This window comes from Streptomyces lydicus (assembly GCF_001729485.1).
GTDB lineage: Bacteria > Actinomycetota > Actinomycetes > Streptomycetales > Streptomycetaceae > Streptomyces > Streptomyces lydicus_D.
Genome location: NZ_CP017157.1, coordinates 4,346,003 through 4,368,947, shown reverse-complemented (window position 1 = coordinate 4,368,947; position 22,945 = coordinate 4,346,003). Strand labels below are relative to the sequence as shown.

22 protein-coding genes and 2 pseudogenes are annotated in these 22,945 nt (G+C 70.1%); 9 read left to right on the top strand and 15 right to left on the bottom strand.

What is annotated here, in order from left to right:
- Nucleotides 1-49 precede the first annotated feature (49 nt).
- Nucleotides 50-1,324, bottom strand: coding sequence for a hypothetical protein (locus tag SL103_RS18915; protein WP_164492851.1), 1,275 nt, complete (start codon nt 1,322-1,324; stop codon nt 50-52).
- Entirely contained in the window at nt 1,317-2,711 is a 1,395-nt protein-coding gene (locus tag SL103_RS18910) for a Wadjet anti-phage system protein JetD domain-containing protein (protein ID WP_164492850.1), read from the bottom strand. The genes SL103_RS18915 and SL103_RS18910 overlap by 8 nt, the downstream gene beginning before the upstream one ends.
- 696 nt (nt 2,712-3,407) lie before the next feature.
- Here SL103_RS18910 and SL103_RS18905 point away from each other — a divergent pair.
- Nucleotides 3,408-4,007 (top strand): DJ-1/PfpI family protein, encoded by a 600-nt coding sequence (locus tag SL103_RS18905; protein ID WP_069570158.1) that lies wholly within the window; start codon nt 3,408-3,410, stop codon nt 4,005-4,007.
- A 364-nt stretch (nt 4,008-4,371) separates the two neighbouring features.
- On the opposite strand, the gene SL103_RS18900 is transcribed toward SL103_RS18905, so the two are convergent.
- Nucleotides 4,372-4,797: a hypothetical protein gene (locus SL103_RS18900; protein WP_069570147.1), complete on the bottom strand. Its 426-nt coding sequence runs from the start codon at nt 4,795-4,797 to the stop codon at nt 4,372-4,374.
- 1,520 nt (nt 4,798-6,317) lie between these two features.
- Between SL103_RS18900 and SL103_RS18895 the strand changes: the two genes are divergently transcribed.
- Nucleotides 6,318-6,740 (top strand): hypothetical protein, encoded by a 423-nt coding sequence (locus SL103_RS18895; protein ID WP_069570148.1) that lies wholly within the window; start codon nt 6,318-6,320, stop codon nt 6,738-6,740.
- Nucleotides 6,741-7,379: 639 nt separating this feature from the next.
- Here the strand turns inward: SL103_RS18895 and SL103_RS18890 are convergent.
- A complete protein-coding gene (locus SL103_RS18890; protein ID WP_069570149.1) occupies nt 7,380-8,459 on the bottom strand; it encodes a helix-turn-helix domain-containing protein in 1,080 nt (359 codons plus the stop codon).
- A 237-nt stretch (nt 8,460-8,696) separates the two neighbouring features.
- Between SL103_RS18890 and SL103_RS18885 the strand changes: the two genes are divergently transcribed.
- The 6 genes from SL103_RS18885 (at nt 8,697) to SL103_RS18860 (ending at nt 15,119) form a co-directional block, all read left to right on the top strand.
- The gene (locus tag SL103_RS18885) at nt 8,697-8,933 is read left to right on the top strand and encodes a hypothetical protein (protein ID WP_069570150.1); all 237 of its coding nucleotides are present in this window, start codon (nt 8,697-8,699) and stop codon (nt 8,931-8,933) included.
- A gap of 76 nt (nt 8,934-9,009) precedes the next feature.
- Entirely contained in the window at nt 9,010-9,564 is a 555-nt protein-coding gene (locus tag SL103_RS18880) for a MauE/DoxX family redox-associated membrane protein (protein WP_069570151.1), read from the top strand.
- A gap of 13 nt (nt 9,565-9,577) precedes the next feature.
- Nucleotides 9,578-10,123 carry a TlpA family protein disulfide reductase gene (locus tag SL103_RS18875; protein WP_069570152.1) on the top strand — a complete coding sequence of 182 codons (546 nt, stop codon included), beginning with the start codon at nt 9,578-9,580 and terminating at the stop codon, nt 10,121-10,123.
- Nucleotides 10,120-12,549: a S26 family signal peptidase gene (locus tag SL103_RS18870; RefSeq protein ID WP_347877853.1), complete on the top strand. Its 2,430-nt coding sequence runs from the start codon at nt 10,120-10,122 to the stop codon at nt 12,547-12,549. The genes SL103_RS18875 and SL103_RS18870 overlap by 4 nt, the downstream gene beginning before the upstream one ends.
- Before the next feature lie 539 nt (nt 12,550-13,088).
- Nucleotides 13,089-14,624: a protein kinase domain-containing protein gene (locus SL103_RS18865; RefSeq protein ID WP_079145840.1), complete on the top strand. Its 1,536-nt coding sequence runs from the start codon at nt 13,089-13,091 to the stop codon at nt 14,622-14,624.
- A 60-nt stretch (nt 14,625-14,684) separates the two neighbouring features.
- Nucleotides 14,685-15,119, top strand: coding sequence for a hypothetical protein (locus SL103_RS18860; RefSeq protein WP_164492849.1), 435 nt, complete (start codon nt 14,685-14,687; stop codon nt 15,117-15,119).
- Between the two features lie 440 nt (nt 15,120-15,559).
- Here the strand turns inward: SL103_RS18860 and SL103_RS38850 are convergent, their stop codons facing one another.
- The 11 genes and pseudogenes from SL103_RS38850 to SL103_RS18825 form a co-directional block, all read right to left on the bottom strand.
- Nucleotides 15,560-16,192 carry a hypothetical protein gene (locus SL103_RS38850; RefSeq protein ID WP_069570155.1) on the bottom strand — a complete coding sequence of 211 codons (633 nt, stop codon included), beginning with the start codon at nt 16,190-16,192 and terminating at the stop codon, nt 15,560-15,562.
- Between the two features lie 120 nt (nt 16,193-16,312).
- A pseudogene (locus SL103_RS39615) lies at nt 16,313-16,600 on the bottom strand (protein kinase domain-containing protein); the annotation flags it as partial.
- A gap of 93 nt (nt 16,601-16,693) precedes the next feature.
- The gene (locus SL103_RS37950) at nt 16,694-16,981 is read right to left on the bottom strand and encodes a protein kinase domain-containing protein (protein WP_164492848.1); all 288 of its coding nucleotides are present in this window, start codon (nt 16,979-16,981) and stop codon (nt 16,694-16,696) included.
- Nucleotides 16,982-17,676: 695 nt separating this feature from the next.
- Nucleotides 17,677-18,075 carry a S24 family peptidase gene (locus SL103_RS39610; RefSeq protein ID WP_432215402.1) on the bottom strand — a complete coding sequence of 133 codons (399 nt, stop codon included), beginning with the start codon at nt 18,073-18,075 and terminating at the stop codon, nt 17,677-17,679.
- Nucleotides 18,076-18,141: 66 nt separating this feature from the next.
- Nucleotides 18,142-18,435, bottom strand: a complete 294-nt coding sequence (locus SL103_RS38845) for a hypothetical protein (RefSeq protein WP_244303966.1) — start codon at nt 18,433-18,435, stop codon at nt 18,142-18,144.
- Between the two features lie 379 nt (nt 18,436-18,814).
- Nucleotides 18,815-18,910, bottom strand: a pseudogene (locus SL103_RS38835) (ATP-binding cassette domain-containing protein); the annotation flags it as partial.
- 181 nt (nt 18,911-19,091) lie between these two features.
- On the bottom strand, nt 19,092-19,760 hold the full coding sequence (locus SL103_RS38830) for a hypothetical protein (RefSeq protein ID WP_244303965.1): 669 nt from the start codon (nt 19,758-19,760) through the stop codon (nt 19,092-19,094).
- Nucleotides 19,718-20,056, bottom strand: coding sequence for a hypothetical protein (locus tag SL103_RS38825; RefSeq protein ID WP_244303964.1), 339 nt, complete (start codon nt 20,054-20,056; stop codon nt 19,718-19,720). The genes SL103_RS38830 and SL103_RS38825 overlap by 43 nt, the downstream gene beginning before the upstream one ends.
- Nucleotides 20,053-20,598 carry a TlpA family protein disulfide reductase gene (locus tag SL103_RS18835; RefSeq protein ID WP_069570152.1) on the bottom strand — a complete coding sequence of 182 codons (546 nt, stop codon included), beginning with the start codon at nt 20,596-20,598 and terminating at the stop codon, nt 20,053-20,055. Before SL103_RS18835 ends, SL103_RS38825 begins: the two co-directional genes overlap by 4 nt.
- Nucleotides 20,599-20,611: 13 nt before the next feature.
- Complete coding sequence (locus SL103_RS18830) at nt 20,612-21,166, bottom strand: MauE/DoxX family redox-associated membrane protein (RefSeq protein WP_069570151.1); 555 nt, start codon at nt 21,164-21,166, stop codon at nt 20,612-20,614.
- 76 nt (nt 21,167-21,242) lie between these two features.
- A complete protein-coding gene (locus SL103_RS18825) occupies nt 21,243-21,479 on the bottom strand; it encodes a hypothetical protein (protein WP_069570150.1) in 237 nt (78 codons plus the stop codon).
- Nucleotides 21,480-21,716: 237 nt separating this feature from the next.
- Between SL103_RS18825 and SL103_RS18820 the strand changes: the two genes are divergently transcribed.
- Nucleotides 21,717-22,796 carry a helix-turn-helix domain-containing protein gene (locus SL103_RS18820; protein WP_069570149.1) on the top strand — a complete coding sequence of 360 codons (1,080 nt, stop codon included), beginning with the start codon at nt 21,717-21,719 and terminating at the stop codon, nt 22,794-22,796.
- The last annotated feature ends 149 nt before the right edge of the window (nt 22,797-22,945 follow it).

Genomic DNA, 22,945 nt, shown 5'->3' with positions numbered 1-22,945 from the left:
CTGCGCCTGCAGCTCCTCCGCTGCCTGCGCCCCAGACGAAGAGCCTCCCTCAAACACCGTCCCCACCGCCCGCTTCTCCGCCCACAACCCGCTTGCGCAGCAGCAACGGGTGCAAGTACGTGACAGAAGCCGCCGGGTCGCCCAGCAGCGCGTCCTCCACGACGACGCTGTACGGCTCACCCGGCTCGTCTCCCAACGCCAGAACATCCGTCAGGATCGACGCGGCCCCCGGCCAGCCCGCCGCATACAGAGCCGGGGTGAGATCCACCTCTTGGCCCCCGGCCAGCAGTTCATCAGCCAAGAGACGACGGTCCTCCAACACGCGAGCATGCGCCCCTTCAGCCCACTCCCAGGGCTCCTCTTCCGGCCCAGCGTCGTCCACCACGAGAGGACGGCCCCGTCCGCTTGAGCGCGGAGTAAAACCCGACACCGTCTCCAGCACCTGCGCGGGATCAATCCACACCGGTGGTGCGTCCCCGACGAGCGCCGCACCCACCTGAGACAACAGCGCGACGTCGCCCTTGATCGCAGCCTCGGTGTACTCGCTCACCGTCAGAACATCAAAGTTCAGACTGCCGCCGCCCTGCGCGAGCACCTTGTCGGCCGACGCCATGACCTGCCGCCGGTAGAATTGCTCCGCCTCAATCAGAGCCGAAGCCGCCTCCTCCAACGCCCAATTGCCACTGAACCGACTCGTCACGACATCGTTCAGCTCGTTCACCTGACGCGTGAACCCCTGATGATCATGCTGCCGTTGCGCCTCCATCAGCTCAACCAGCGTCCCCGTCGCCACCAGCCTCTGTAGATCCAACGCGAAGACCCGCAACGCATTGCGGCACGAGACCAGGTAGTCCAAAGCCGCCTCAGGATCGGGATTGCTGCGATCGAACACAGCCCGCGCCCGGTCCAACAACAAGATCAACTCGTCGACGCCCCCGTGCTCAGCCAACCTCTCGGCAGCCAAAGCCCCTGCCAACCCCGCAGGACGTACCACATACCGATCCTGATGAGCCTTCAGCAAGTACGGCTCAAGAAACCCAAGACTCGCCAACACCGTCAGCCGACGCTCGACCAACTCTGTGGGCCACCCCTGCGGTTCATCCGCCAGCGCCTCCAGCACCTCAGCCCGGGTCAGCCCATGCGGACCGGAATGCTCCGCAAACACCTTCAAGATCGCAAGTGCCACCCGAGCCACCTCGGGATGCCTCGCCACGGCGCCCGCGTCCTCGGCCACAGGAGCCATGAAAGCCCGCCAGTTGGCCAACTGCACCGCCGCAGCCAACTCCGCCTGCTCACCATCACCAAACGCGAGCTGCTCATCCACCGGCCGGCACCCCACCTAACAGCTTCACCAGACGAGGCAGCACCTTCCTATGCAAAGGCTCCTGCTCGCATGACTCACCCGTCACTGCGATCTCCGACGCCAACGCCCGTAGCTCCACGGGCCCCTCGACGGCCATCTGCGCTGCCAACGCCTGGGCCTTCAGGTACTGCTCAGGCTCCTGCTGCCGGTACGGCCCAGCACGCCACAACTCCACCTCCATCCCCACCGCGTGCACCCTCCGGCCGAGCCGCTGAGAGAGATCGGCAATGATCGCGATCCCGTCGGCATCCAGATCCCCCCAGATCGCCAACCGCTCCGGCTGCATCCACTCCAGCAGCGCAACGAGCTGATTCGTGACGTACCCCTTGCCCCAAACACACAGCCACCGCGACGTAACCTCAGGCATCGCACACACACGCTCAAAGGTGTCCGAGTTTTCGACGAGAAACACACCCCGGCCCCTGTACTCAACTTCCCCCACCAGCCGCAACGCGCCAGCAGGCAGAGCAATCCACGGATTGGCCACCGCGGCATCGGCAGCCACCGCCCCCACCCGCCACTGCAACGGCCCCCTCACGCGAATATCGATGTCAGCTTCATCGACCGCCAGGTCGAAGCTCATCCCAACCAAGTTCTCAAAGGCCGTCTGCCGAGCAGGGGTCCACTTCTTCGAACCACCCAGAGCAAGGCCGGCCAACTCCTTAGCCGACAACCGCTCTTCAGCCACCTGCGCCGGCCACCACACCGACGCCGCCCGCACAGCGGCTTCGTACGTCGTCCACGCCTCCGTCCGAACCGCGCTTCCCGACGGAACCCGAAGCGCGGCCCCTTCCGAGCACCCCTCCAACAGCGCCCGTTCACTGTTCAGTTCAGGAACAGGCGTCATTAGCGTAAGCAGCTCCTTGCGCACTTCATAGGGGTCCCGCCACCCCCGCAACTCCTGCAACAACTCCTCCGCCTGCAGCGCCCACGAATGAGACAGTCGCCAGCTCAGCGGCTCCGCGAGCTCCAAGTCCTCGTCAACTGCGCACCGCAGTACGACACCGCCACTCCGGATCAACGCCACCGCAACGGACCACGCCTCGTCCTTGAAGCGAGAGGCGATGGTGGCCCACGATCTCCGTCCGGCTGACAACACCCAGATCAAGTGCCGGCTCTCCAAGAGACTTGGAGGGTCATAAGCGGACTGCGTGTAAGCAGTCACCAGATCAACTTCCTGGATCCGTAGGAGGCCCTGGCGGTTGCGAGGAGGCCGATTCACCCCCTCACGACGTACCGGAACGGACAGTGCAACGGTGCCTTCCGGCGTCCCGGCCACCGATACCCGGACGCGTCCCTGTGCTTCGCTGAACAACAGCTCCAGCGAGCCAGCCCCGTTGGCGCCCACATATCCCCCTCGAATCCACTTCCAACTCAGACCAAAGGCATATCCACTCAGTCAGCAAGACACACTCAGACCGGCTTGTCTCTCACAACCATCAACGTGGGGCGCAGCTGCGATGTCCCGGTTTGGTGTGAGTGGGTGAGTGTCAGTGATGACATGTCGGATTGGGAGGTCTTCGCTGGTCGGGTGTTGAGGAAGAGCGAGGTCACTGCCATGGGGGTGGATTCTGAGGCGGGTGCGGCTGTCATGGGGCGGTACAGCCCACTCCGCTCCGCTGTCGCGGGAACGGCACTTTTGATCCTTCGGTGGCTGCGCGTCGGCACGGCAGTCGGTGTCGGTGTCCGCCGGAGGAAGGGTGTGGGGCGGGGGTGGCGGGTGCGTGGGGTGAGGTGACGGCGGGGTTGAGGGTGTCCAGGCCGGTGCTGGTGGCGCGGCTGTTGGAGCTGGATGCGACCGGGCCGTTGACGACGGCGCATGTGCGTGTGGGCGCGCAGGTCGGCGGGGTGAGTGTGCGGATGGTGTGGCGCTGGCTGGAGGCGGCGCGGGCGGAGGGCCGTGTGGAACCAAGCCCGCGGCCACGGCTGGAGTTGCCCGATCAGGCGTGGGAGGTCCTTGCGCAGGCCGGCGAGAACGTTTCGGTGCTGCACCGGAGTTTGAAGGAGGCTGGGGGAGAGGTGCCTCGCTGGCGTCGTTGCATGGGTGGGCGCCGGGATCTGGAGGGCGGCAGGATCTTGCCGGATCGCGCGGTGGGAGCGGGAGGAGCAGGATTTCGTCGGGCCGCGTGACGTTCTCGGTCACGCTGAGCGTGTGGGCGGCCCGGTGCAGACGGCACTGGTGCGGCCCTCGGCTCCTGGCAAGGTGACGTGCTTCTTCGGCACCGAGGTCATGGTGCCGGCTGTATGGGAGCCCGCCGATTCCGATGTTCTGATCGTGCCGGGCGGCGGTGATCAGCTGATCCACGATTCAGAGGTCTTACAAAGCCTCGTTCGGGCCCAGGAGGCCGGGGTCACCGTCGCGGGCGTCTGTACAGGAGTGATGGTGCTGTCTGCGGCAGGCTTGACCAGGGGCCGCCCGTGCACGACTCACCACCTCGCCAAGGCTGAGCTGGCGGCGCAGGGAGGCACGGTGGTTGACGCGCGTGTCGTTGATGACGGGAATCTGGTGACCGCGGGTGGTGTCACCAGCGGAATTGATCTGGCGCTGTGGCTGATCACCCGTGAGTGCGGAGCGTCCCTGGCCAGCAGCGTCGCGTCGGTCATGGAGTTCGAGCAGCGCGGTGTCGTCTGGCGAAGCACCTGAAGCGCCCTCACATGGCGGCGTCCGGACCATCGCAGGCACCGGCACCGGCGCCGCCCGGGCGCCATCGACGCGGCCGCCCGCCGCTGGCACGGCCGCCGACACGGCCAGCGCGGCTGGCGCGGCCGGCGGGGTGGTGCTGAACCTCAGACCGCCGCACCGCGACAGGGCACGGCCTCCTCCTGCTGCGCAAGGAGTACACCGCCGCCCGCACAGCACCCTCCAGGGGATGCGACTGCCCCGCCACCACACCGGACGCCAGCCCGGACGCCACCGCGGACACGCCAAAGGCCCTCGACTCCGGCCGTGGCGCCCCGAGTTGCGGGACGTGGCCGGGTCGAGGGCCTGGCGGCAGGCGGCGCCGCGCTCAGACGGTGGCGGTGGCCGTCGTGTCGGCGTAGCGGAAGCCGTCGTCGTCGAAGTAGAAGACGGTGACCTTCACCTTGTCGCCTTTTTCGAAGCCCAAGGTGGCGGCCGGCTTGAGCCGGACCTGTGCGGTGTGGTCGGCGTAGTCGCAGACGAGCTTGTCGACCTTGATGGTGCCCGCGCCGTACCCCTTGAGCTTGGCGGAGGTGATCTCCTCGGCGTTGGCGACCAGCTGGTGGTTCATGCCCGGGTCGCAGGAGTACGTGACGTTCACCCGCAGGCCCGCCCCGTCCAGCGCGACCTTGTTGACCGCGATCAAATTGGCCTTGGCCGCGGCCATCGGCGCACTCGCCAGGACACCGGCCCCGGCCAGAGCGACGACGGCGACGCCACCGGCGACACCGCGCCGGATGCGAGATGCCTTCATGAGTTTTCCTTCCCCCCGCGCAGTCACGGTTGCAACGACTGCGACGCTTGTTCGTTTTCGGTCGGTTCACACATTACGTGATCTTCCAACGGCATCGAACCCCTTTCCGAACACCCGCCCAACCGCCCGCGACGCGGGCAGTCCGCGGCGTCCGCCAAGGCCACCAACCAGGCATCCAGCGGTGCGCCCCAGCGCGGCTCGGACAGCGGCAAGACAGCCGGTTCATCCCCGAACGGGCGCGTCGGCCAAGCACCGTTCGCCCTCCTCGGGCACCGGGCCGGCCCCCTCCGGCGCCAAGGGCTACGGGCAGGCATGCGGGGGCGACGACCTGACATTCCCCGCGTGCCCCGAGAGCGGCCCGCGGCTACCTCCTGCTGCCCGCCTGCCCGCCTGCCCGCCTGCCCGCCTGCCCGCCTGCCCGCCTGCCCGGCTACGCCGGCCAGCCGCGCCCGGCATCACCCGCATGATTCCCGGCGCGTTGCCCTCAGTCTCCTTCGACTCGAAGGGCATCGAGGTGACCAGCGCAGAGCAGGCGGTCGGCCCGGCGATCAAGTCAGTGGTTCCACGACCCTCTACGCCGGCACCAACCCCAACCCCAACCCCAACCCCAACCCCAACCCCAACCCCGACCCCAGACCGCCAACACCAACGACGGCGGCATCGAGTTCACGTTCCTCATCGCGGCCAACGGCACGTCCGCCCCGAACCAGGCGCGCGTGTCCACCGGCTCCGTCACGGTCGACAAGCCCATCGTCACCAACTGGCACACCACCCCGCCAACACCACCCCCGCCAACGACACCGACAACTGACGACGACCGTCTCGACAGTCCCGGGCGGACACACAAGCGGCCCCGAGCGGCCCACACGAGCAGTCCCTCAAAACCCGCACGCAACGACTCACGCGATCAACCAGGCCCTGCCCCCTCACCCTTTGCCTGACCCAGCCTCACCGTCGAGGAGCCTCCAAGCCCCTACTCACACCGCGCGGCCCCGACCCGAATGACCGGCCCGGGCCACGCCGGTCTCTTCACACCCACGGCTCCAGGCGGCGAACAAGCCCTTCACCAGCGACGTTCGCATGTGCGCGGGCAGGAACCTGCGCGTCATCTGCGCCAGGAACAGAACCGCCCGAACACCTCCACCGCACGCGACCACGACGACTTCCACACCCCGCCGACGTACAAACCGCTGTCGGGACCGAAGCCCCCACACCAACACACCCACAACCACGCCGGGCGCGGACGGAGGGCAGTACCCGCCCCCGGCGACGCGAGCAACGCCTTCCCCCGCCTGATCAGCGGCAGCAGCTCACACCAGCGGACCACAGCCCCCAAGAAGCCCTTTGGTAGCCATTGTTGGGAACAGGCCCCGATTGGCAGGTCATGTCGTGAATTCGTAACGGCATCGGGTGAGGGGCAACGGGCGGGGCGCCCGGCCCATCTGGACAGTCAGCAAGGCGCACCGGGCGCCTTCACAACCAGGCGGGCCTCACCAGAGGGGGCCTGCAGGGGGAAGCTCATGACCAGGACGAAGAAGATCGGGGCGATGACGCGGGGCGGCCGTGCGATGGTGATCGGTGCGCTGGGGCTGGCCTCAGTGACCCTGGCCGCCGCACCGGCGTTCGCCAAAGGCACGATGGACATCACCGCCCCGCGCACCGTGCATGTCGGCAAGACCATCACGATCAAGGCACACGGCGACGATGACAGCGCCGGCTTCCTGCACCAGCTGTGCCTGGAGGAAAACGGCTTCGGCCAAGGGTGGCACCAGGAGAACTGCAGCCCCGCGGTCGCCGGCGACGCAAAGGTCACCGCACACGGCACCTCCGCGCGCCGCGGCAACCTGAAATTCCGTGCGGTGCTCTACGGCCTGACCAGCCGGCACGACCACAAGCCCGTGCGCCTGCACACCTCTGACGTGGTGACGGTGCACGTCCGCTGAAGCCGTCCAGCGCGGCCGTGGACAGCCGGCACGCCCCCTGCCCACGGCCGCGCACCGGCCGGGCCCTCTCCCGCCGGCGGGCGTTCGGGAAGAGAGTTCAAGGCCCTGATCCCGCCTGGCGGGAGGCGCCACTGATCAACCGGGGAGTGGGAGATACCTCGCATCCCGTTGCAGTACGAGCGGGCCGTTCTCGCCGGCGCGGCGGTCCGGGAGAAGCTGCGCACCACCGGCGCCGCGCGGGCCAGGCATACGACGTCGTCGCGCACCAGCAGGCCGCGATGCCCGGGCAGCTGCTCGCGCCCCCGGCAGCCGCATCCGACACGGCAACCAGACGGAAGCGGACCCTCGGGAAGCGGTCGACCTGACGGCGCTGTGGGCCTTGAGAGAATCCCGTGCGGACGTGGAGGCCCTGGATCTCACGACCGAGCGGCTGCGCCTCCTCCAGGACGTGTTCACCAAGGCCGCCGACGACTCCCGCGCCCGCGCGGATCGCTACGCGAACAGGACGATGCCGACAGGCCGCACCCGGTGCGCCAGGACGACCAGCAGGCTCACCGGCCGCAGCAGCCGGGACCGCGCCGCAGCCGGCCGTAGCCTCCGTGGCCGAGCCCTGCCCCCCGCCCCCGGGTCGAACCTGTCTCAGGAGGCAGGTTCGATGAAGAACACCTGGCCGCCCTTGCCCACACACCGCCCCATCACCGCTTCCGCACCGGCGGCGGTCTCCGAGCCCTTGATACCGACGCATCCGTGGCCGTCCACCCGGAGCACGTACCTGCCCCCTCCGCGCGGCCCGGAGGGTTCGACATGGAAGCGGCTGCCCTGGTCGCACGCGTCCCACGGCTCCAGCAGCCCCGCGCCCGGTCCCTCGGTGAGGACCTTCAGGCAGCCCTTGCCGTAGTCGGGGTGGTGCCACTGGATCCGGTAGGTGTCCCCACCCAGCGGCTCCAGCACCGTGCCCTGCGGCGCCACCTGGTCACACGGCCGCTGCACGGCCACCAGCGGGGTGTACCGCCCGTCCCGCACGCGCCCGTCGGTCACACACAGGCCGGAAGCGGTGGCCGGGCGGATACGTACCCAGCCGCTGGGCGGTTCCGGCGCGGCGCCAGGGGAGACCGAGCCGCCCCCGCGGTCGGCACCGAGGGCCTCCGTCGGCTTGCCGGCCCGCCGGTCCGCCGGCCCGTCCCCGCCCAGCCACCCGGCTGCGACCCCGGCCGCCGCGCCGACCAGGGCGAGAAGGCAGGCCGCAAGGACGAGCACCGACCGCCCACGAGGGTCGGCCACGAGCCGGGCGGGCCCTCTTTCCCGCTCCGCGACCGGCGCACCGCCGGTCCGCGCGACTCCGCGTTCCCGATCACCACCGTCCACGCCAACGCCCTCGCCGACGCCCTCGCCAACGCCCTCGCCCTCGCCGACGCCCTCGGCGGCCCCCGCCCCACCCGCCCGGCCACAGACCCGGTCCCAGGCTCGCAGCCACAACTCCACCCGAGGCCCCTCCCCGCATGCCCGCACAAACGCGGCCAGCAGTTCGGGACGCGGCTGCGTGCGTCCGCCGAGCACGTCAGCCAGTGTGCTGCGCGGCAGGATGTCCCCCCGTGCCTCGGCACGGCGCTCCAACTGCCGGTACGTCAGGCCCGACCGCTCCTTCAACAGCCGCAGCTGCGCCACGAACCCGGCGGCCTCCAGCGCTCCGTGCGGTGCTGGCTCACCCTGGCTCTCCACACCCTCATCCTTCCCGGCACCCCATCACCGGACAACGTCACCTTTCGGTCCTTGTCCGGGACCCGGTCCGGGCTCCCGGACCGATCCCGGACAAGGACCGAACCTCGTCCGACCAGGCCGGACACCCCGACGGTGTCCGGGACAGGCCAAGCGCCTTGCCCGGCCACGGGCACCACGACAGATTCGTCGGCATCCACGGCACCAACACACGGGACCGAACACGACTGGGAGACGCCGATGTTCGCAAGGATCGAAGCGCTGGGGAGCAGGCTCCTGCAACGGCTGGCACCCGAGGTGGAGGCGCACGCATCGAGCGCGGCGTGCGACTACCAATACCTGTGCGTCCGCGGCACGAGCGGATGCAACTCAACGGGCCACACCTGGTGGAAGTACCGGCTCGCCTGCCCCGACGGGTCCACGGGCAACTGGATCTTCGGCTACTGCGACAACTGCACCCCCGGCGACTGGGGCTGACGGGCCCGCCTCGCACAACAAACCGCCCGGGGCCGGCAGCGCCCGCCCCGGGCCCACCCAGGGAAAGGGACGGCAGATGCCCACGACGGCCTACCTGGCGACCGGTCTACGGTGCCTGATCGGCACGGTTGTCCTGCTCGCCCTGTGCGGCAAGACGACCCGCAACGGTGGCTTCAGGGCATTCGTGTCCTCGCTGCACGGGCTGCGCCTCCTACCCGCCCGCTACGCACGGCCCGCCGCCGTGGCCGTTATCGCCGGCGAGGGGGCGGTGGTGATCGTGCTGGCGCTTCCCTGGCAGGCCGCGGCGGCATGGGGCTTCTGCCTGGCCGCGGCACTGCTGGCGGTGCTCACCGCCGGTGTCGGCCTTGCGCTGCGCCGCGGGGCCCGGGCTCCGTGCCGCTGCTTCGGAGGGACGGCGAAACCGCTCGGAGGCCACCACCTGCTGCGCAACGTCCTGCTCGCCGGGCTCGCGCTGCTCGGTGCGGTGATCTCCGCCGCACCACCGCCGCCCGCGCACCCGGCGGGTACTGCCCTGGCGGCGGTGGCCGGGGTGGTGCTCGGCGGCCTGATCGCCGTCCTCGACGAGTTGATCGCCTTCTTCCGGCCCGCCGTGGCACCGCAACGACGCTGAACCTGGAGACGACATGCCCTTCCTGACCGCCGCGGTCGTACTCGTCGGCGCGCTGTGCGTGCTCGACCTCGTCCTCACCATCGGAGTGATCAGACGGCTGCGGGAACGCGCCGCGACCCCGGCCGACCGCCGGGCAGCGCCCTCCGCCGACATCGAAGTGGGCACGCCCGTAGCGGACTTCGAGACGGTGACCTCGGCAGGCGAGCACCTGATCCGGGCGGAACTCACCGAGGACACCTTGGTGGCGTTCTTCGCGCCGGGCTGCGCCCCCTGTGTAGAGAAGCTGCCCGGGTTCACCGCCCACGCCGCCGCCCGGCCCGGCGGGCGGCGGCGGGTCCTGGCTGCCGTCATCGGAGAACCGGCCGAGGCCAGGCAGTTCGCCGCACCCCTCACCGCCGTCGCCCGCGTGGTGATCGAGGAACCGGGAGGCGCCCTGAGCACAGCCTTCGCCGTACACGCCTACCCGACGATGCTGCGGGTCGCCCCGGACGCCGAAGGCCGCCTGGTGGTCACCTCCAACGCGGTCGACCTGCACCACCCGGCTGTGACGGCCGCATGAAACCCCTACGGCCGCCGAGCCCGGCGCAGCGCCGGGGACACCGCACGCCCACGCAGAGCGCACGCGCCGCGTCCGCACCGCCGCTGATCCTGGCCCGCTCGGCGTGTGCCCTGGTCGCGGCGGCAGCCCCCTTCCGGCTCGTCGGGTACGCCGCCCTCACCCTGACCGCGGCCGCGCTGCCGGTGGCGACGGCTTGGTTCACCAAACTCGCGGTCGACGCACTGACCGGCGCCGCCGGCCTTCAGCGCGTCATCTGGCCCGCGGCCGGGCTCGCCGTCGCCGGGCTCGCCGTGGTGTTCTGCGCCGAACTCTCCCAGTACCTGCGGGCGCAGTTGAGCCGCGAGATCACCCTCACCGCACAAGACCGCCTCTACCGGGCGGTGGACGGATTCGTCGGCCTGCGCCGCCTGGAGGACCCCGCGTTCCTGGACCGGCTCCGCCTGGCCCAGCAGTCGGGCGGCACCTCGCCGGGGCAGGTCCTCGACGCGGTGCTCACCGCCGCCGGTTCCCTCCTGACCGTGACCGGATTCCTCGGCTCGCTGCTCGTCATCAGCCCACTGATGACCCTGCTGGTGGCCGCGGCCGCACTGCCGGTGACGGCCGCCGAACTGTGGCTGTCCCGGCTCAGGGCGCAGACCGCCTGGGACCTGGGCCCGCTCGAACGCCGCGAATTCTTCTACAGCACCCTGCTCTCCCGGATGGAGGCGGCCAAGGAGATACGGCTGTTCAACACCGGCACCTTCCTGCGGGGGCGCATGGTCGCCGACCGGCGGGCCGTCAACGAAGCGCGCAGCGCCGTCGACCGCAAAGAGCTCCGGGTGCAAACGGCCCTGGGCGTGCTCGCCGCCCTGGTCTCCGGCGGCGGCCTGCTGTGGGCAGTGGCCGCGGCCCGGGACGGGCGGCTCTCCGTCGGCGACGTCACGGTCTTCCTCTCCGCCGCCACCGGCGTGCAAAGCTCCCTAGCCTCCCTGGCAACCGGGCTCGCCCGCGTCCACCAGGCACTGATGCTCTTCGACCACTACACGGCCGTCGTCGGGGCCGGACCCGACCTGCCGGTCGCCGCCGCGCCCCGACGGCTTCCCGCGCTGCGCCACGGCATCGAGTTCAAAGACGTATGGTTCCGCTACTCCGACGACCACCCCTGGGTGCTGCGCGGCATCGACCTGTTCCTTCCGTGCGGCTCCTCTCTCGCCCTCGTCGGCCTGAACGGCGCAGGAAAGTCCACTCTGATCAAACTCCTCTGCCGCTTCTACGACCCCACGCGCGGAGCGGTGCTGTGGGACGGCGTCGACCTGCGCGACTGCGACCCGGGCGAACTGCGCGACCGGATCGGCGCGGTCTTCCAGGACTACATGAACTACGACATGACCGCCGCCGAGAACATCGCCCTCGGCGACATCCGCACACTGGGCGACCACGCCCGCCTGGCAGCGGCGGCGACCCGCGCCGGAATCGACGACCGCCTGACGGCCCTACCCCACGGCTACGACACGCTGCTGTCACGGATCTTCTTCGCCGGAACGGACCACAACGCCCCCCCAGACCGGTGTCGTCCTCTCCGGAGGCCAATGGCAGCGACTGGCGCTCGCCCGCGCCTTCCTCAGGGACCGACGCGACCTGATGATCCTCGACGAACCGTCCTCGGGCCTGGACGCCGAAGCCGAGGCCGAGATCCACTCCTCCCTGCGCCGACACCGCCAAGGACGCACCAGCCTGCTGATCTCACACCGACTGAGCACGGTCCGGGACGCGGACACGATCGCCGTGCTGCACCAAGGCAGGGTGACCGAGCTCGGCACACACAAAACGCTGACGACCGCCGGCGGCGAGTACGCCCGGCTCTTCACCCTCCAGGCATCCGGTTACAGCAATCGCGACGACGCCACCACGACAGGCGGGAGACGACTCTCGTGAGCACAGGCGCAACGGCAGCCATTCTGGCCGCCCTCCTCCTACCCACGGGGGCAGCCACAGTACTGCTGCGCCACCGCTTCGTCGTCGTGACCGTGCGGGGCATGAGCATGACCCCCTCCTACCGCGACGGCGACCGGCTGCTCATCCACCGGGCCACCAGACCCGCCCGAGGCCGCGTACTCGTCATAGAACAACCACCCGCACGCAACCCCTGGCCGAAACCTCCGCTACCGCGCCGCACGCGGCCCGGCAACGCGGGCGGCCGCCACTGGCTGATCAAGCGTGTGGCAGCCCTCCCCGGTGACCCGGTGCCACAACCACTCCTGAAAGCCTCCGCCCCGCCCCACCCCGCCCCGGTACCGCAAGGGCACCTGGTCCTGCTCGGCGACAACCCCGAACACAGCGTCGACTCACGGCACTTCGGCTTCTACCCCTCCGAGCGGGTCCTGGGAGCAGTGGTGAGGCCGCTGCGCACGCCCACCCGGCCACCACCCCACCGAGCCACTCCCTGAGCATGGCCGCACCCGTGACGGGCACCGTGCCGACGAAGCACCGACAGCCGTAGACCGTGTCGGGGCTGGAGTGCTTGCCGCGCAACAGACTCCGAACGGCCGACGCGACAAGCACGAGACCCACCCCGAGTACCAGGCGCTCCCAGCAGGATGGAGACGCCCTGCCCCAGCCCCTCTGGCACTCGACGGATGACGGAGCCTGACAGAAGACGACAACGCAGCCACAGCAGACAGGACTCGGACGAACGCCAGCGCAATGGCATACGCGGGTGGGGGGACGGGCGCGCGTGGTGTGCCGGTTGCCGAGGCGGCGGTGATCAGGCGGCCGGCAGACCGGTTCCCGACCACACGACCGAGTAACCCCACACAGCATCAAGGGCCAGCATCTTCGCGCAGCCGCACAGCGCCGCGGCGATGAGCAAAATTCCGGCGCACGCTCGGTGCCCAGCGCCCTGAGCCCTGCTCCGTCATCGAAGGCGTGTTCACGCCCCCTCGCGCACAGTGCGGCCCCCGATCATGGGGCGCACGACAGCCACCTCATGGATCCGGCGGACATGACCATTGCCGCTTCCAGGCGCGTATCCCGCGCTTACAATGTGCCGGCCATATCGAGCGGTGTCGGATCTCGGGGCGGGGCTGAGAATTTGGCGACGGAGACTGCACCTGGCACGGTCATCGCCGACCGCTATGAACTGGTCCAACGGCTGGGCCACGGAGGCATGGGCGAGGTGTGGCAGGCCCGGGACCTGAGCCTGAACGTCGACGTCGCCATCAAGTCCATCCGGATGAAGACCCAGGACACCACCGAGCCGCGGCGCTCCGTCCTCGCGTACGCCCGCAAGGAGGCACAGCACGCCGCCGCGCTGCGCGACCATCCAAACATCGTCGCCGTCCACGACGTGGTCGAGCACGAGGGACTGCCGTGGACGGTGATGCGGCTCGTGCGGGGACGGTCGGTTGCCGAGCTGTTGACCGACGAACCCGACGGACTCACCATCGAGACGCTGGAGAACATCGCCCGCGGCGTGCTCGCCGCACTCGCGGCGGCGCACGAGGCCGGCATCACCCATCGGGACATCAAGCCGGCCAACATCATGGTCACCGAAAGCGGCGACATCCTCGTCACGGACTTCGGTATCGCCAAGCACCAAGCCGACACCAAGATCACCACCACAGGCGCGGTCGTCGGCACAGCCGCGTATGTCGCCCCGGAGCGACTCAAAGGCGTGGAGAGCCCAGCGGGGGACCTGTGGTCATTAGGCGTGACTCTCTATCACGCGGCCACCGGAGTCTCCCCGTTCGACCGGAACACGATCTTGTCGACGATCCATGCCATCACCCACGAGGAGCCCACCGAGCCGGAGCCCGCCGGCCCTCTGGCCCCGGCCATCATGGCGTTGCTGGACAAGGACCCAAAGACCCGGCCCGGTATCGACGCCGTGCTGCGCATGCTGGACGGCACGCCGGCGCCGGGGAAGACCAAGCTGCTGACGACGACGCAGACCCGCCCGCGACCCCCCTGGCTCCAACCGGCGCTGTCATTGATCGGCGTCGCAGCAGCCGGACTGCTGGCCTTCGCCATCGCCACACAGTTCCGCGGGCAAGACCACCCGCCCGAGAAAGCAGCACCGCCGCCGGCAAGTACGGCGGACACCACAGCCTCGTTGCCCACGCCCTCCCCGACTCCCACCCCCTCGGCCTCCACAAGCCTCACCCCGGGGCCGGACGCGAGCGCGTGCACCGCCGCGGTGAACACCGCCGGCAACGCCCTGCAGCTCTCGGGCATCGCTCTGAGCGATACCAACCGCTCGAAGGCCGACAGAGCCCATGACGGCAGCGCGGCCCTGCGCGACGGGGCCGACCAGATCTCGGAACTGGCCGACCACGCCACGGTGCCGGCGGTCAAGGCAAAGCTGCGCAACCTGGCTGCTGATCTGCGCACCCAGGCCGCCGGACTCGACGCCCAGCTCCCCGGAATCCAGGACGGCCGCCTCATCAACACCAAAGCCACTGATCTCGCGATGAAGCAGATGAGGAAGGACGCGGGGGATCTGAAGGGCCTCTGCTGGAAGTGAGGCATTCGCGGCCCGTGACCCGCAGCCCATGTCGTTGATCTCGTAGACACGCACGTAGGGGTGGAAATGACACAGCAAAAGAAGCTCGGCCTGATCGTTACTGGCGTGGCCGCCGCGGTGGCGATCGGCGTGGGGGCGGCCATAGGACTCAGCGGCGGGGACGACAAGCGGGACGCCGACGAGGGGAAGCCGGCCGCGAAAGGGCCCGCCTACTGCACGGGCGGCGCCGGGAGCTGGGATGAACGCACGGGCATGTGCGGTATCAACCATGTGGCCGGGTGCCAGCACTCGAAACAGATGGCGGAGCTCAACATCAAGCTAGTCAAGGAGAACCCCATCGGATCCTCCGGATATGGCGGCGACACTCCCGTGATTCCGTTGCTGAAGCAGCTGAAGACGCTGACCGACAAGGAACTGGACCAACCACACATCCCCGCCCCGATCAAGTCCGCCCTGCAGCAAGAAGCCCGGCTTCTTGCTGCAGGGCGGACTTGATCGGGGCGGGGATGTGTGGTTGGTCCAGTTCCTTGTCGGTCAGCGTCTTCAGCTGCTTCAGCAACGGAATCACGGGAGTGTCGCCGCCATATCCGGAGGATCCGATGGGGTTCTCCTTGACTAGCTTGATGTTGAGCTCCGCCATCTGTTTCGAGTGCTGGCACCCGGCCACATGGTTGATACCGCACATGCCCGTGCGTTCATCCCAGCTCCCGGCGCCGCCCGTGCAGTAGGCGGGCCCTTTCGCGGCCGGCTTCCCTCGTCGGCGTCCCGCTTGTCGTCCCCGCCGCTGAGTCCTATGGCCGCCCCACGCCGATCGCCACCGCGGCGGCCACGCCAGTAACGATCAGGCCGAGCTTCTTTTGCTGTGTCATTTCCACCCCTACGTGCGTGTCTACGAGATCAACGACATGGGCTGCGGGTCACGGGCCGCGAATGCCTCACTTCCAGCAGAGGCCCTTCAGATCCCCCGCGTCCTTCCTCATCTGCTTCATCGCGAGATCAGTGGCTTTGGTGTTGATGAGGCGGCCGTCCTGGATTCCGGGGAGCTGGGCGTCGAGTCCGGCGGCCTGGGTGCGCAGATCAGCAGCCAGGTTGCGCAGCTTTGCCTTGACCGCCGGCACCGTGGCGTGGTCGGCCAGTTCCGAGATCTGGTCGGCCCCGTCGCGCAGGGCCGCGCTGCCGTCATGGGCTCTGTCGGCCTTCGAGCGGTTGGTATCGCTCAGAGCGATGCCCGAGAGCTGCAGGGCGTTGCCGGCGGTGTTCACCGCGGCGGTGCACGCGCTCGCGTCCGGCCCCGGGGTGAGGCTTGTGGAGGCCGAGGGGGTGGGAGTCGGGGAGGGCGTGGGCAACGAGGCTGTGGTGTCCGCCGTACTTGCCGGCGGCGGTGCTGCTTTCTCGGGCGGGTGGTCTTGCCCGCGGAACTGTGTGGCGATGGCGAAGGCCAGCAGTCCGGCTGCTGCGACGCCGATCAATGACAGCGCCGGGTTGGAGCGGGGGGTCGGGCGGGTCTGCGTCGTCGTCAGCAGCTTGGTCTTCCCCGGCGCCGGCGTGCCGTCCAGCATGCGCAGCACGGCGTCGATACCGGGCCGGGTCTTTGGGTCTTGTCCAGCAACGCCATGATGGCCGGGGCCAGAGGGCCGGCGGGCTCCGCTCGGTGGGCTCCTCGTGGTGATGGCATGGATCGTCGACAAGATCGTGTTCCGGTCGAACGGGGAGACTCCGGTGGCCGCGTGATAGAGAGTCACGCCTAATGACCACAGGTCCCCCGCTGGGCTCTCCACGCCTTTGAGTCGCTCCGGGGCGACATACGCGGCTGTGCCGACGACGCGCCTGTGGTGTGATCTTGGTGTCGGCTTGGTGCTTGGCGATACCGAAGTCCGTGACGAGGATGTCGCCGCTTTCGGTGACCATGATGTTGGCCGGCTTGATGTCCCGATGGTGATGCCGGCCTCGTGCGCCGCCGCGAGTGCGGCGAGCACGCCGCGGGCGATGTTCTCCAGCGTCTCGATGGTGAGTCCCGTCGGGTTCGTCGGTCAACAGCTCGGCAACCGACCGTCCCCGCACGAGCCGCATCACCGTCCACGGAGTCCCTCGTGCTCGACCACGTCGTGGACGGCGACGATGTTTGGATGGTCGCGCAGCGCGGCGGCGTGCTGTGCCTCCTTGCGGGCGTACGCGAGGACGGAGCGCCGCGGCTCGGTGGTGTCCTGGGTCTTCATCCGGATGGACTTGATGGCGACGTCGACGTTCAGGCTCAGGTCCCGGGCCTGCCACACCTCGCCCATGCCTCCGTGGCCCAGCCGTTGGACCAGTTCATAGCGGTCGGCGATGACCGTGCCAGGTGCAGTCTCCGTCGCCAAATTCTCAGCCCCGCCCGAGATCCGAACCCGCTCGATATGGCCGGCACATTGTAAGCGCGGGATACGCGCCTGGAAGCGGCAATGGTCATGTCCGCCGGATCCATGAGGGTGGCTGTCGTGCGCCCCATGATCGGGGGGCCGCATGTGCGCGAGGGGGCGTGAACACGCCTTCGATGACGGAGCAGGGCTCAGGGCGCTGGGCACCGAGCGTGCGCCGGAATTTTGCTCATCGCCGCGGCGCTGTGCGGCTTGCGCGAAGAATGCTGGCCCTTGATGCTGTGTGGGGTTACTCGGTCGTGTGGTCGGGAACCGGTCTGCCGGCCGCCTGATCACCGCCGCCTCGGCAACCGGCACACCACGCGCGCCCGTCCCCCCACCCGCGTATGCCATTGCGCTGGCGTTCGTCCGAGTCCTGTCTGCTGTGGCTGCGTTGTCGTCTTCTGTCAGGCTCCGTCATCCGTCGAGTGCCAGAGGGGCTGGGGCAGGGCGTCTTCCATCCTGCTGGGAGCGCCTGGTACTCGGGGTGGGTCTCGTGCTTGTCGCGTCGGCCGTTCGGAGTCTGTTGCGCGGCAAGCACTCCAGCCCCGACACGGTCTACGGCTGTCGGTGCTTCGTCGGCACGGTGCCGTCACGGGTGCGGCCATGCTCAGGGAGTGGCTCGTGGGGTGGTGGCCGGGTGGGCGTGCGCAGCGGCCTCACCACTGCTCCCAGGACCCGCTCGGAGGGGTAGAAGCCGAAGTGCCGGTGAGTCGACGCTGTGTTCGGGGGTTGTCGCCGAGCAGGACCAGGTGCCCTTGCGGTACCGGGGCGGGGTGGGGCGGGGCGGAGGCTTTCAGGAGTGGTTGTGGCACCGGGTCACCGGGGAGGGCTGCCACCACCGCTTGATCAGCCAGTGGCGGCCGCCCGCGTTGCCGGGCGCGTGCGGCGCGGTAGCGGAGGTTTCGGCCAGGGTTGCGTGCGGGTGGTTGTTCTATGACGAGTACGCGGCCTCGGGCGGGTCTGGTGGCCCGGTGGATGAGCAGCCGGTCGCCGTCGCGGTAGGAGGGGGTCATGCTCATGCCCCGCACGGTCACGACGACGAAGCGGTGGCGCAGCAGTACTGTGGCTGCCCCCGTGGGTAGGAGGAGGGCGGCCAGAATGGCTGCCGTTGCGGCCTGTGCTCACGAGAGTCGTCTCCCGCCTGTCGTGGTGGCGTCGTCGCGATTGCTGTAACCGGATGCCTGGAGGGTGAAGAGCCGGGCGTACTCGCCGCCGGCGGTCGTCAGCGTTTTGTGTGTGCCGAGCTCGGTCACCCTGCCTTGGTGCAGCACGGCGATCGTGTCCGCGTCCCGGACCGTGCTCAGTCGGTGTGAGATCAGCAGGCTGGTGCGTCCTTGGCGGTGTCGGCGCAGGGAGGAGTGGATCTCGGCCTCGGCTTCGGCGTCCAGGCCCGAGGACGGTTCGTCGAGGATCATCAGGTCGCGTCGGTCCCTGAGGAAGGCGCGGGCGAGCGCCAGTCGCTGCCATTGGCCTCCGGAGAGGACGACACCGGTCTGGGGGGGCGTTGTGGTCCGTTCCGGGAAGAAGATCCGTGACAGCAGCGTGTCGTAGCCGGTGGGGTAGGGCCGTCAGGCGGTCGTCGATTCCGGCGGGGTCGCCGCCGCTGCCAGGCGGGCGTGGTCGCCCAGTGTGCGGATGTCGCCGAGGGCGATGTTCTCGGCGGCGGTCATGTCGTAGTTCATGTAGTCTGGAAGACCGCGCCGATCCGGGTCGCGCAGTTCGCCCGGGTCGCAGTCGCGCAGGTCGACGCCGGTCCCACAGCACCGCTCCGCGCGTGGGGTCGTAGAAGCGGCAGAGGAGTTTGATCAGAGTGGACTTTCCTGCGCCGTTCAGGCCGACGAGGGCGAGAGAGGAGCCGCACGGGAGGAACAGGTCGATGCCGCGCAGCACCCAGGGGTGGTCGTCGGAGTAGCGGAACCATACGTCTTTGAACTCGATGCCGTGGGCAGCGGCGGGAAGCCGTCGGGGCGCGGCGGCGACCGGCAGGTCGGGTCCGGCCCGACGACGGCCGTGTAGTGGTCGAAGAGCATCAGTGCCTGGTGGACGCGGGCGAGCCCGGTTGCCAGGGAGGCTAGGGAGCTTTGCACGCCGGTGGCGGCGGAGAGGAAGACCGTGACGTCGCCGACGGAGAGCCGCCCGTCCCGGGCCGCGGCCACTGCCACAGCAGGCCGCCGCCGGAGACCAGGGCGGCGAGCACGCCCAGGGCCGTTTGCACCCGGAGCTCTTTGCGGTCGACGGCGCTGCGCGCTTCGTTGACGGCCCGCCGGTCGGCGACCATGCGCCCCCGCAGGAAGGTGCCGGTGTTGAACAGCCGTATCTCCTTGGCCGCCTCCATCCGGGAGAGCAGGGTGCTGTAGAAGAATTCGCGGCGTTCGAGCGGGCCCAGGTCCCAGGCGGTCTGCGCCCTGAGCCGGGACAGCCACAGTTCGGCGGCGTCACCGGCAGTGCGGCCGCGGCCACCAGCAGGGTCATCAGTGGGCTGATGACGAGCAGCGAGCCGGAGGAATCCGGTCACGGTCAGGAGGGAACCGGCGGCGGTGAGCACCGCGTCGAGGACCTGCCCCGGCGAGGTGCCGCCCGACTGCTGGGCCAGGCGGAGCCGGTCCAGGAACGCGGGGTCCTCCAGGCGGCGCAGGCCGACGAATCCGTCCACCGCCCGGTAGAGGCGGTCTTGTGCGGTGAGGGTGATCTCGCGGCTCAACTGCGCCCGCAGGTACTGGGAGAGTTCGGCGCAGAACACCACGGCGAGCCGGCGACGGCGAGCCCGGCCGCGGGCCAGATGACGCGCTGAAGGCCGGCGGCGCCGGTCAGTGCGTCGACCGCGAGTTTGGTGAACCAAGCCGTCGCCACCGGCAGCGCGGCCGCGGTCAGGGTGAGGGCGGCGTACCCGACGAGCCGGAAGGGGGCTGCCGCCGCGACCAGGGCACACGCCGAGCGGGCCAGGATCAGCGGCGGTGCGGACGCGGCGCGTGCGCTCTGCGTGGGCGTGCGGTGTCCCCGGCGCTGCGCCGGGCTCGGCGGCCGTAGGGGTTTCATGCGGCCGTCACAGCCGGGTGGTGCAGGTCGACCGCGTTGGAGGTGACCACCAGGCGGCCTTCGGCGTCCGGGGCGACCCGCAGCATCGTCGGGTAGGCGTGTACGGCGAAGGCTGTGCTCAGGGCGCCTCCCGGTTCCTCGATCACCACGCGGGCGACGGCGGTGAGGGGTGCGGCGAACTGCCTGGCCTCGGCCGGTTCTCCGATGACGGCAGCCAGGACCCGCCGCCGCCCGCCGGGCCGGGCGGCGGCGTGGGCGGTGAACCCGGGCAGCTTCTCTACACAGGGGGCGCAGCCCGGCGCGAAGAACGCCACCAAGGTGTCCTCGGTGAGTTCCGCCCGGATCAGGTGCTCGCCTGCCGAGGTCACCGTCTCGAAGTCCGCTACGGGCGTGCCCACTTCGATGTCGGCGGAGGGCGCTGCCCGGCGGTCGGCCGGGGTCGCGGCGCGTTCCCGCAGCCGTCTGATCACTCCGATGGTGAGGACGAGGTCGAGCACGCACAGCGCGCCGACGAGTACGACCGCGGCGGTCAGGAAGGGCATGTCGTCTCCAGGTTCAGCGTCGTTGCGGTGCCACGGCGGGCCGGAAGAAGGCGATCAACTCGTCGAGGACGGCGATCAGGCCGCCGAGCACCACCCCGGCCACCGCCGCCAGGGCAGTACCCGCCGGGTGCGCGGGCGGCGGTGGTGCGGCGGAGATCACCGCACCGAGCAGCGCGAGCCCGGCGAGCAGGACGTTGCGCAGCAGGTGGTGGCCTCCGAGCGGTTTCGCCGTCCCTCCGAAGCAGCGGCACGGAGCCCGGGCCCCGCGGCGCAGCGCAAGGCCGACACCGGCGGTGAGCACCGCCAGCAGTGCCGCGGCCAGGCAGAAGCCCCATGCCGCCGCGGCCTGCCAGGGAAGCGCCAGCACGATCACCACCGCCCCCTCGCCGGCGATAACGGCCACGGCGGCGGGCCGTGCGTAGCGGGCGGGTAGGAGGCGCAGCCCGTGCAGCGAGGACACGAATGCCCTGAAGCCACCGTTGCGGGTCGTCTTGCCGCACAGGGCGAGCAGGACAACCGTGCCGATCAGGCACCGTAGACCGGTCGCCAGGTAGGCCGTCGTGGGCATCTGCCGTCCCTTTCCCTGGGTGGGCCCGGGGCGGGCGCTGCCGGCCCCGGGCGGTTTGTTGTGCGAGGCGGGCCCGTCAGCCCCAGTCGCCGGGGGTGCAGTTGTCGCAGTAGCCGAAGATCCAGTTGCCCGTGGACCCGTCGGGGCAGGCGAGCCGGTACTTCCACCAGGTGTGGCCCGTTGAGTTGCATCCGCTCGTGCCGCGGACGCACAGGTATTGGTAGTCGCACGCCGCGCTCGATGCGTGCGCCTCCACCTCGGGTGCCAGCCGTTGCAGGAGCCTGCTCCCCAGCGCTTCGATCCTTGCGAACATCGGCGTCTCCCAGTCGTGTTCGGTCCCGTGTGTTGGTGCCGTGGATGCCGACGAATCTGTCGTGGTGCCCGTGGCCGGGCAAGGCGCTTGGCCTGTCCCGGACACCGTCGGGGTGTCCGGCCTGGTCGGACGAGGTTCGGTCCTTGTCCGGGATCGGTCCGGGAGCCCGGACCGGGTCCCGGACAAGGACCGAAAGGTGACGTTGTCCGGTGATGGGGTGCCGGGAAGGATGAGGGTGTGGAGAGCCAGGGTGAGCCAGCACCGCACGGAGCGCTGGAGGCCGCCGGGTTCGTGGCGCAGCTGCGGCTGTTGAAGGAGCGGTCGGGCCTGACGTACCGGCAGTTGGAGCGCCGTGCCGAGGCACGGGGGGACATCCTGCCGCGCAGCACACTGGCTGACGTGCTCGGCGGACGCACGCAGCCGCGTCCCGAACTGCTGGCCGCGTTTGTGCGGGCATGCGGGGAGGGGCCTCGGGTGGAGTTGTGGCTGCGAGCCTGGGACCGGGTCTGTGGCCGGGCGGGTGGGGCGGGGGCCGCCGAGGGCGTCGGCGAGGGCGAGGGCGTTGGCGAGGGCGTCGGCGAGGGCGTTGGCGTGGACGGTGGTGATCGGGAACGCGGAGTCGCGCGGACCGGCGGTGCGCCGGTCGCGGAGCGGGAAAGAGGGCCCGCCCGGCTCGTGGCCGACCCTCGTGGGCGGTCGGTGCTCGTCCTTGCGGCCTGCCTTCTCGCCCTGGTCGGCGCGGCGGCCGGGGTCGCAGCCGGGTGGCTGGGCGGGGACGGGCCGGCGGACCGGCGGGCCGGCAAGCCGACGGAGGCCCTCGGTGCCGACCGCGGGGGCGGCTCGGTCTCCCCTGGCGCCGCGCCGGAACCGCCCAGCGGCTGGGTACGTATCCGCCCGGCCACCGCTTCCGGCCTGTGTGTGACCGACGGGCGCGTGCGGGACGGGCGGTACACCCCGCTGGTGGCCGTGCAGCGGCCGTGTGACCAGGTGGCGCCGCAGGGCACGGTGCTGGAGCCGCTGGGTGGGGACACCTACCGGATCCAGTGGCACCACCCCGACTACGGCAAGGGCTGCCTGAAGGTCCTCACCGAGGGACCGGGCGCGGGGCTGCTGGAGCCGTGGGACGCGTGCGACCAGGGCAGCCGCTTCCATGTCGAACCCTCCGGGCCGCGCGGAGGGGGCAGGTACGTGCTCCGGGTGGACGGCCACGGATGCGTCGGTATCAAGGGCTCGGAGACCGCCGCCGGTGCGGAAGCGGTGATGGGGCGGTGTGTGGGCAAGGGCGGCCAGGTGTTCTTCATCGAACCTGCCTCCTGAGACAGGTTCGACCCGGGGGCGGGGGGCAGGGCTCGGCCACGGAGGCTACGGCCGGCTGCGGCGCGGTCCCGGCTGCTGCGGCCGGTGAGCCTGCTGGTCGTCCTGGCGCACCGGGTGCGGCCTGTCGGCATCGTCCTGTTCGCGTAGCG

Bases quoted from the DNA above. Each gene is read 5' to 3' on its own strand.
- SL103_RS18900 (WP_069570147.1), bottom strand. From the start codon at position 4,797: ATGAAGGCATCTCGCATCCGGCGCGGTGTCGCCGGTGGCGTCGCCGTC.
- SL103_RS18895 (WP_069570148.1), top strand. From the start codon at position 6,318: ATGACCAGGACGAAGAAGATCGGGGCGATGACGCGGGGCGGCCGTGCG.
- SL103_RS18885 (WP_069570150.1), top strand. From the start codon at position 8,697: ATGTTCGCAAGGATCGAAGCGCTGGGGAGCAGGCTCCTGCAACGGCTG.
- SL103_RS18880 (WP_069570151.1), top strand. From the start codon at position 9,010: ATGCCCACGACGGCCTACCTGGCGACCGGTCTACGGTGCCTGATCGGC.
- SL103_RS18875 (WP_069570152.1), top strand. From the start codon at position 9,578: ATGCCCTTCCTGACCGCCGCGGTCGTACTCGTCGGCGCGCTGTGCGTG.
- SL103_RS18870 (WP_347877853.1), top strand. From the start codon at position 10,120: ATGAAACCCCTACGGCCGCCGAGCCCGGCGCAGCGCCGGGGACACCGC.
- SL103_RS18865 (WP_079145840.1), top strand. From the start codon at position 13,089: ATGGATCCGGCGGACATGACCATTGCCGCTTCCAGGCGCGTATCCCGC.
- SL103_RS38845 (WP_244303966.1), bottom strand. From the start codon at position 18,435: ATGATCCTCGACGAACCGTCCTCGGGCCTGGACGCCGAAGCCGAGGCC.
- SL103_RS38825 (WP_244303964.1), bottom strand. From the start codon at position 20,056: ATGAAACCCCTACGGCCGCCGAGCCCGGCGCAGCGCCGGGGACACCGC.
- SL103_RS18835 (WP_069570152.1), bottom strand. From the start codon at position 20,598: ATGCCCTTCCTGACCGCCGCGGTCGTACTCGTCGGCGCGCTGTGCGTG.
- SL103_RS18830 (WP_069570151.1), bottom strand. From the start codon at position 21,166: ATGCCCACGACGGCCTACCTGGCGACCGGTCTACGGTGCCTGATCGGC.
- SL103_RS18825 (WP_069570150.1), bottom strand. From the start codon at position 21,479: ATGTTCGCAAGGATCGAAGCGCTGGGGAGCAGGCTCCTGCAACGGCTG.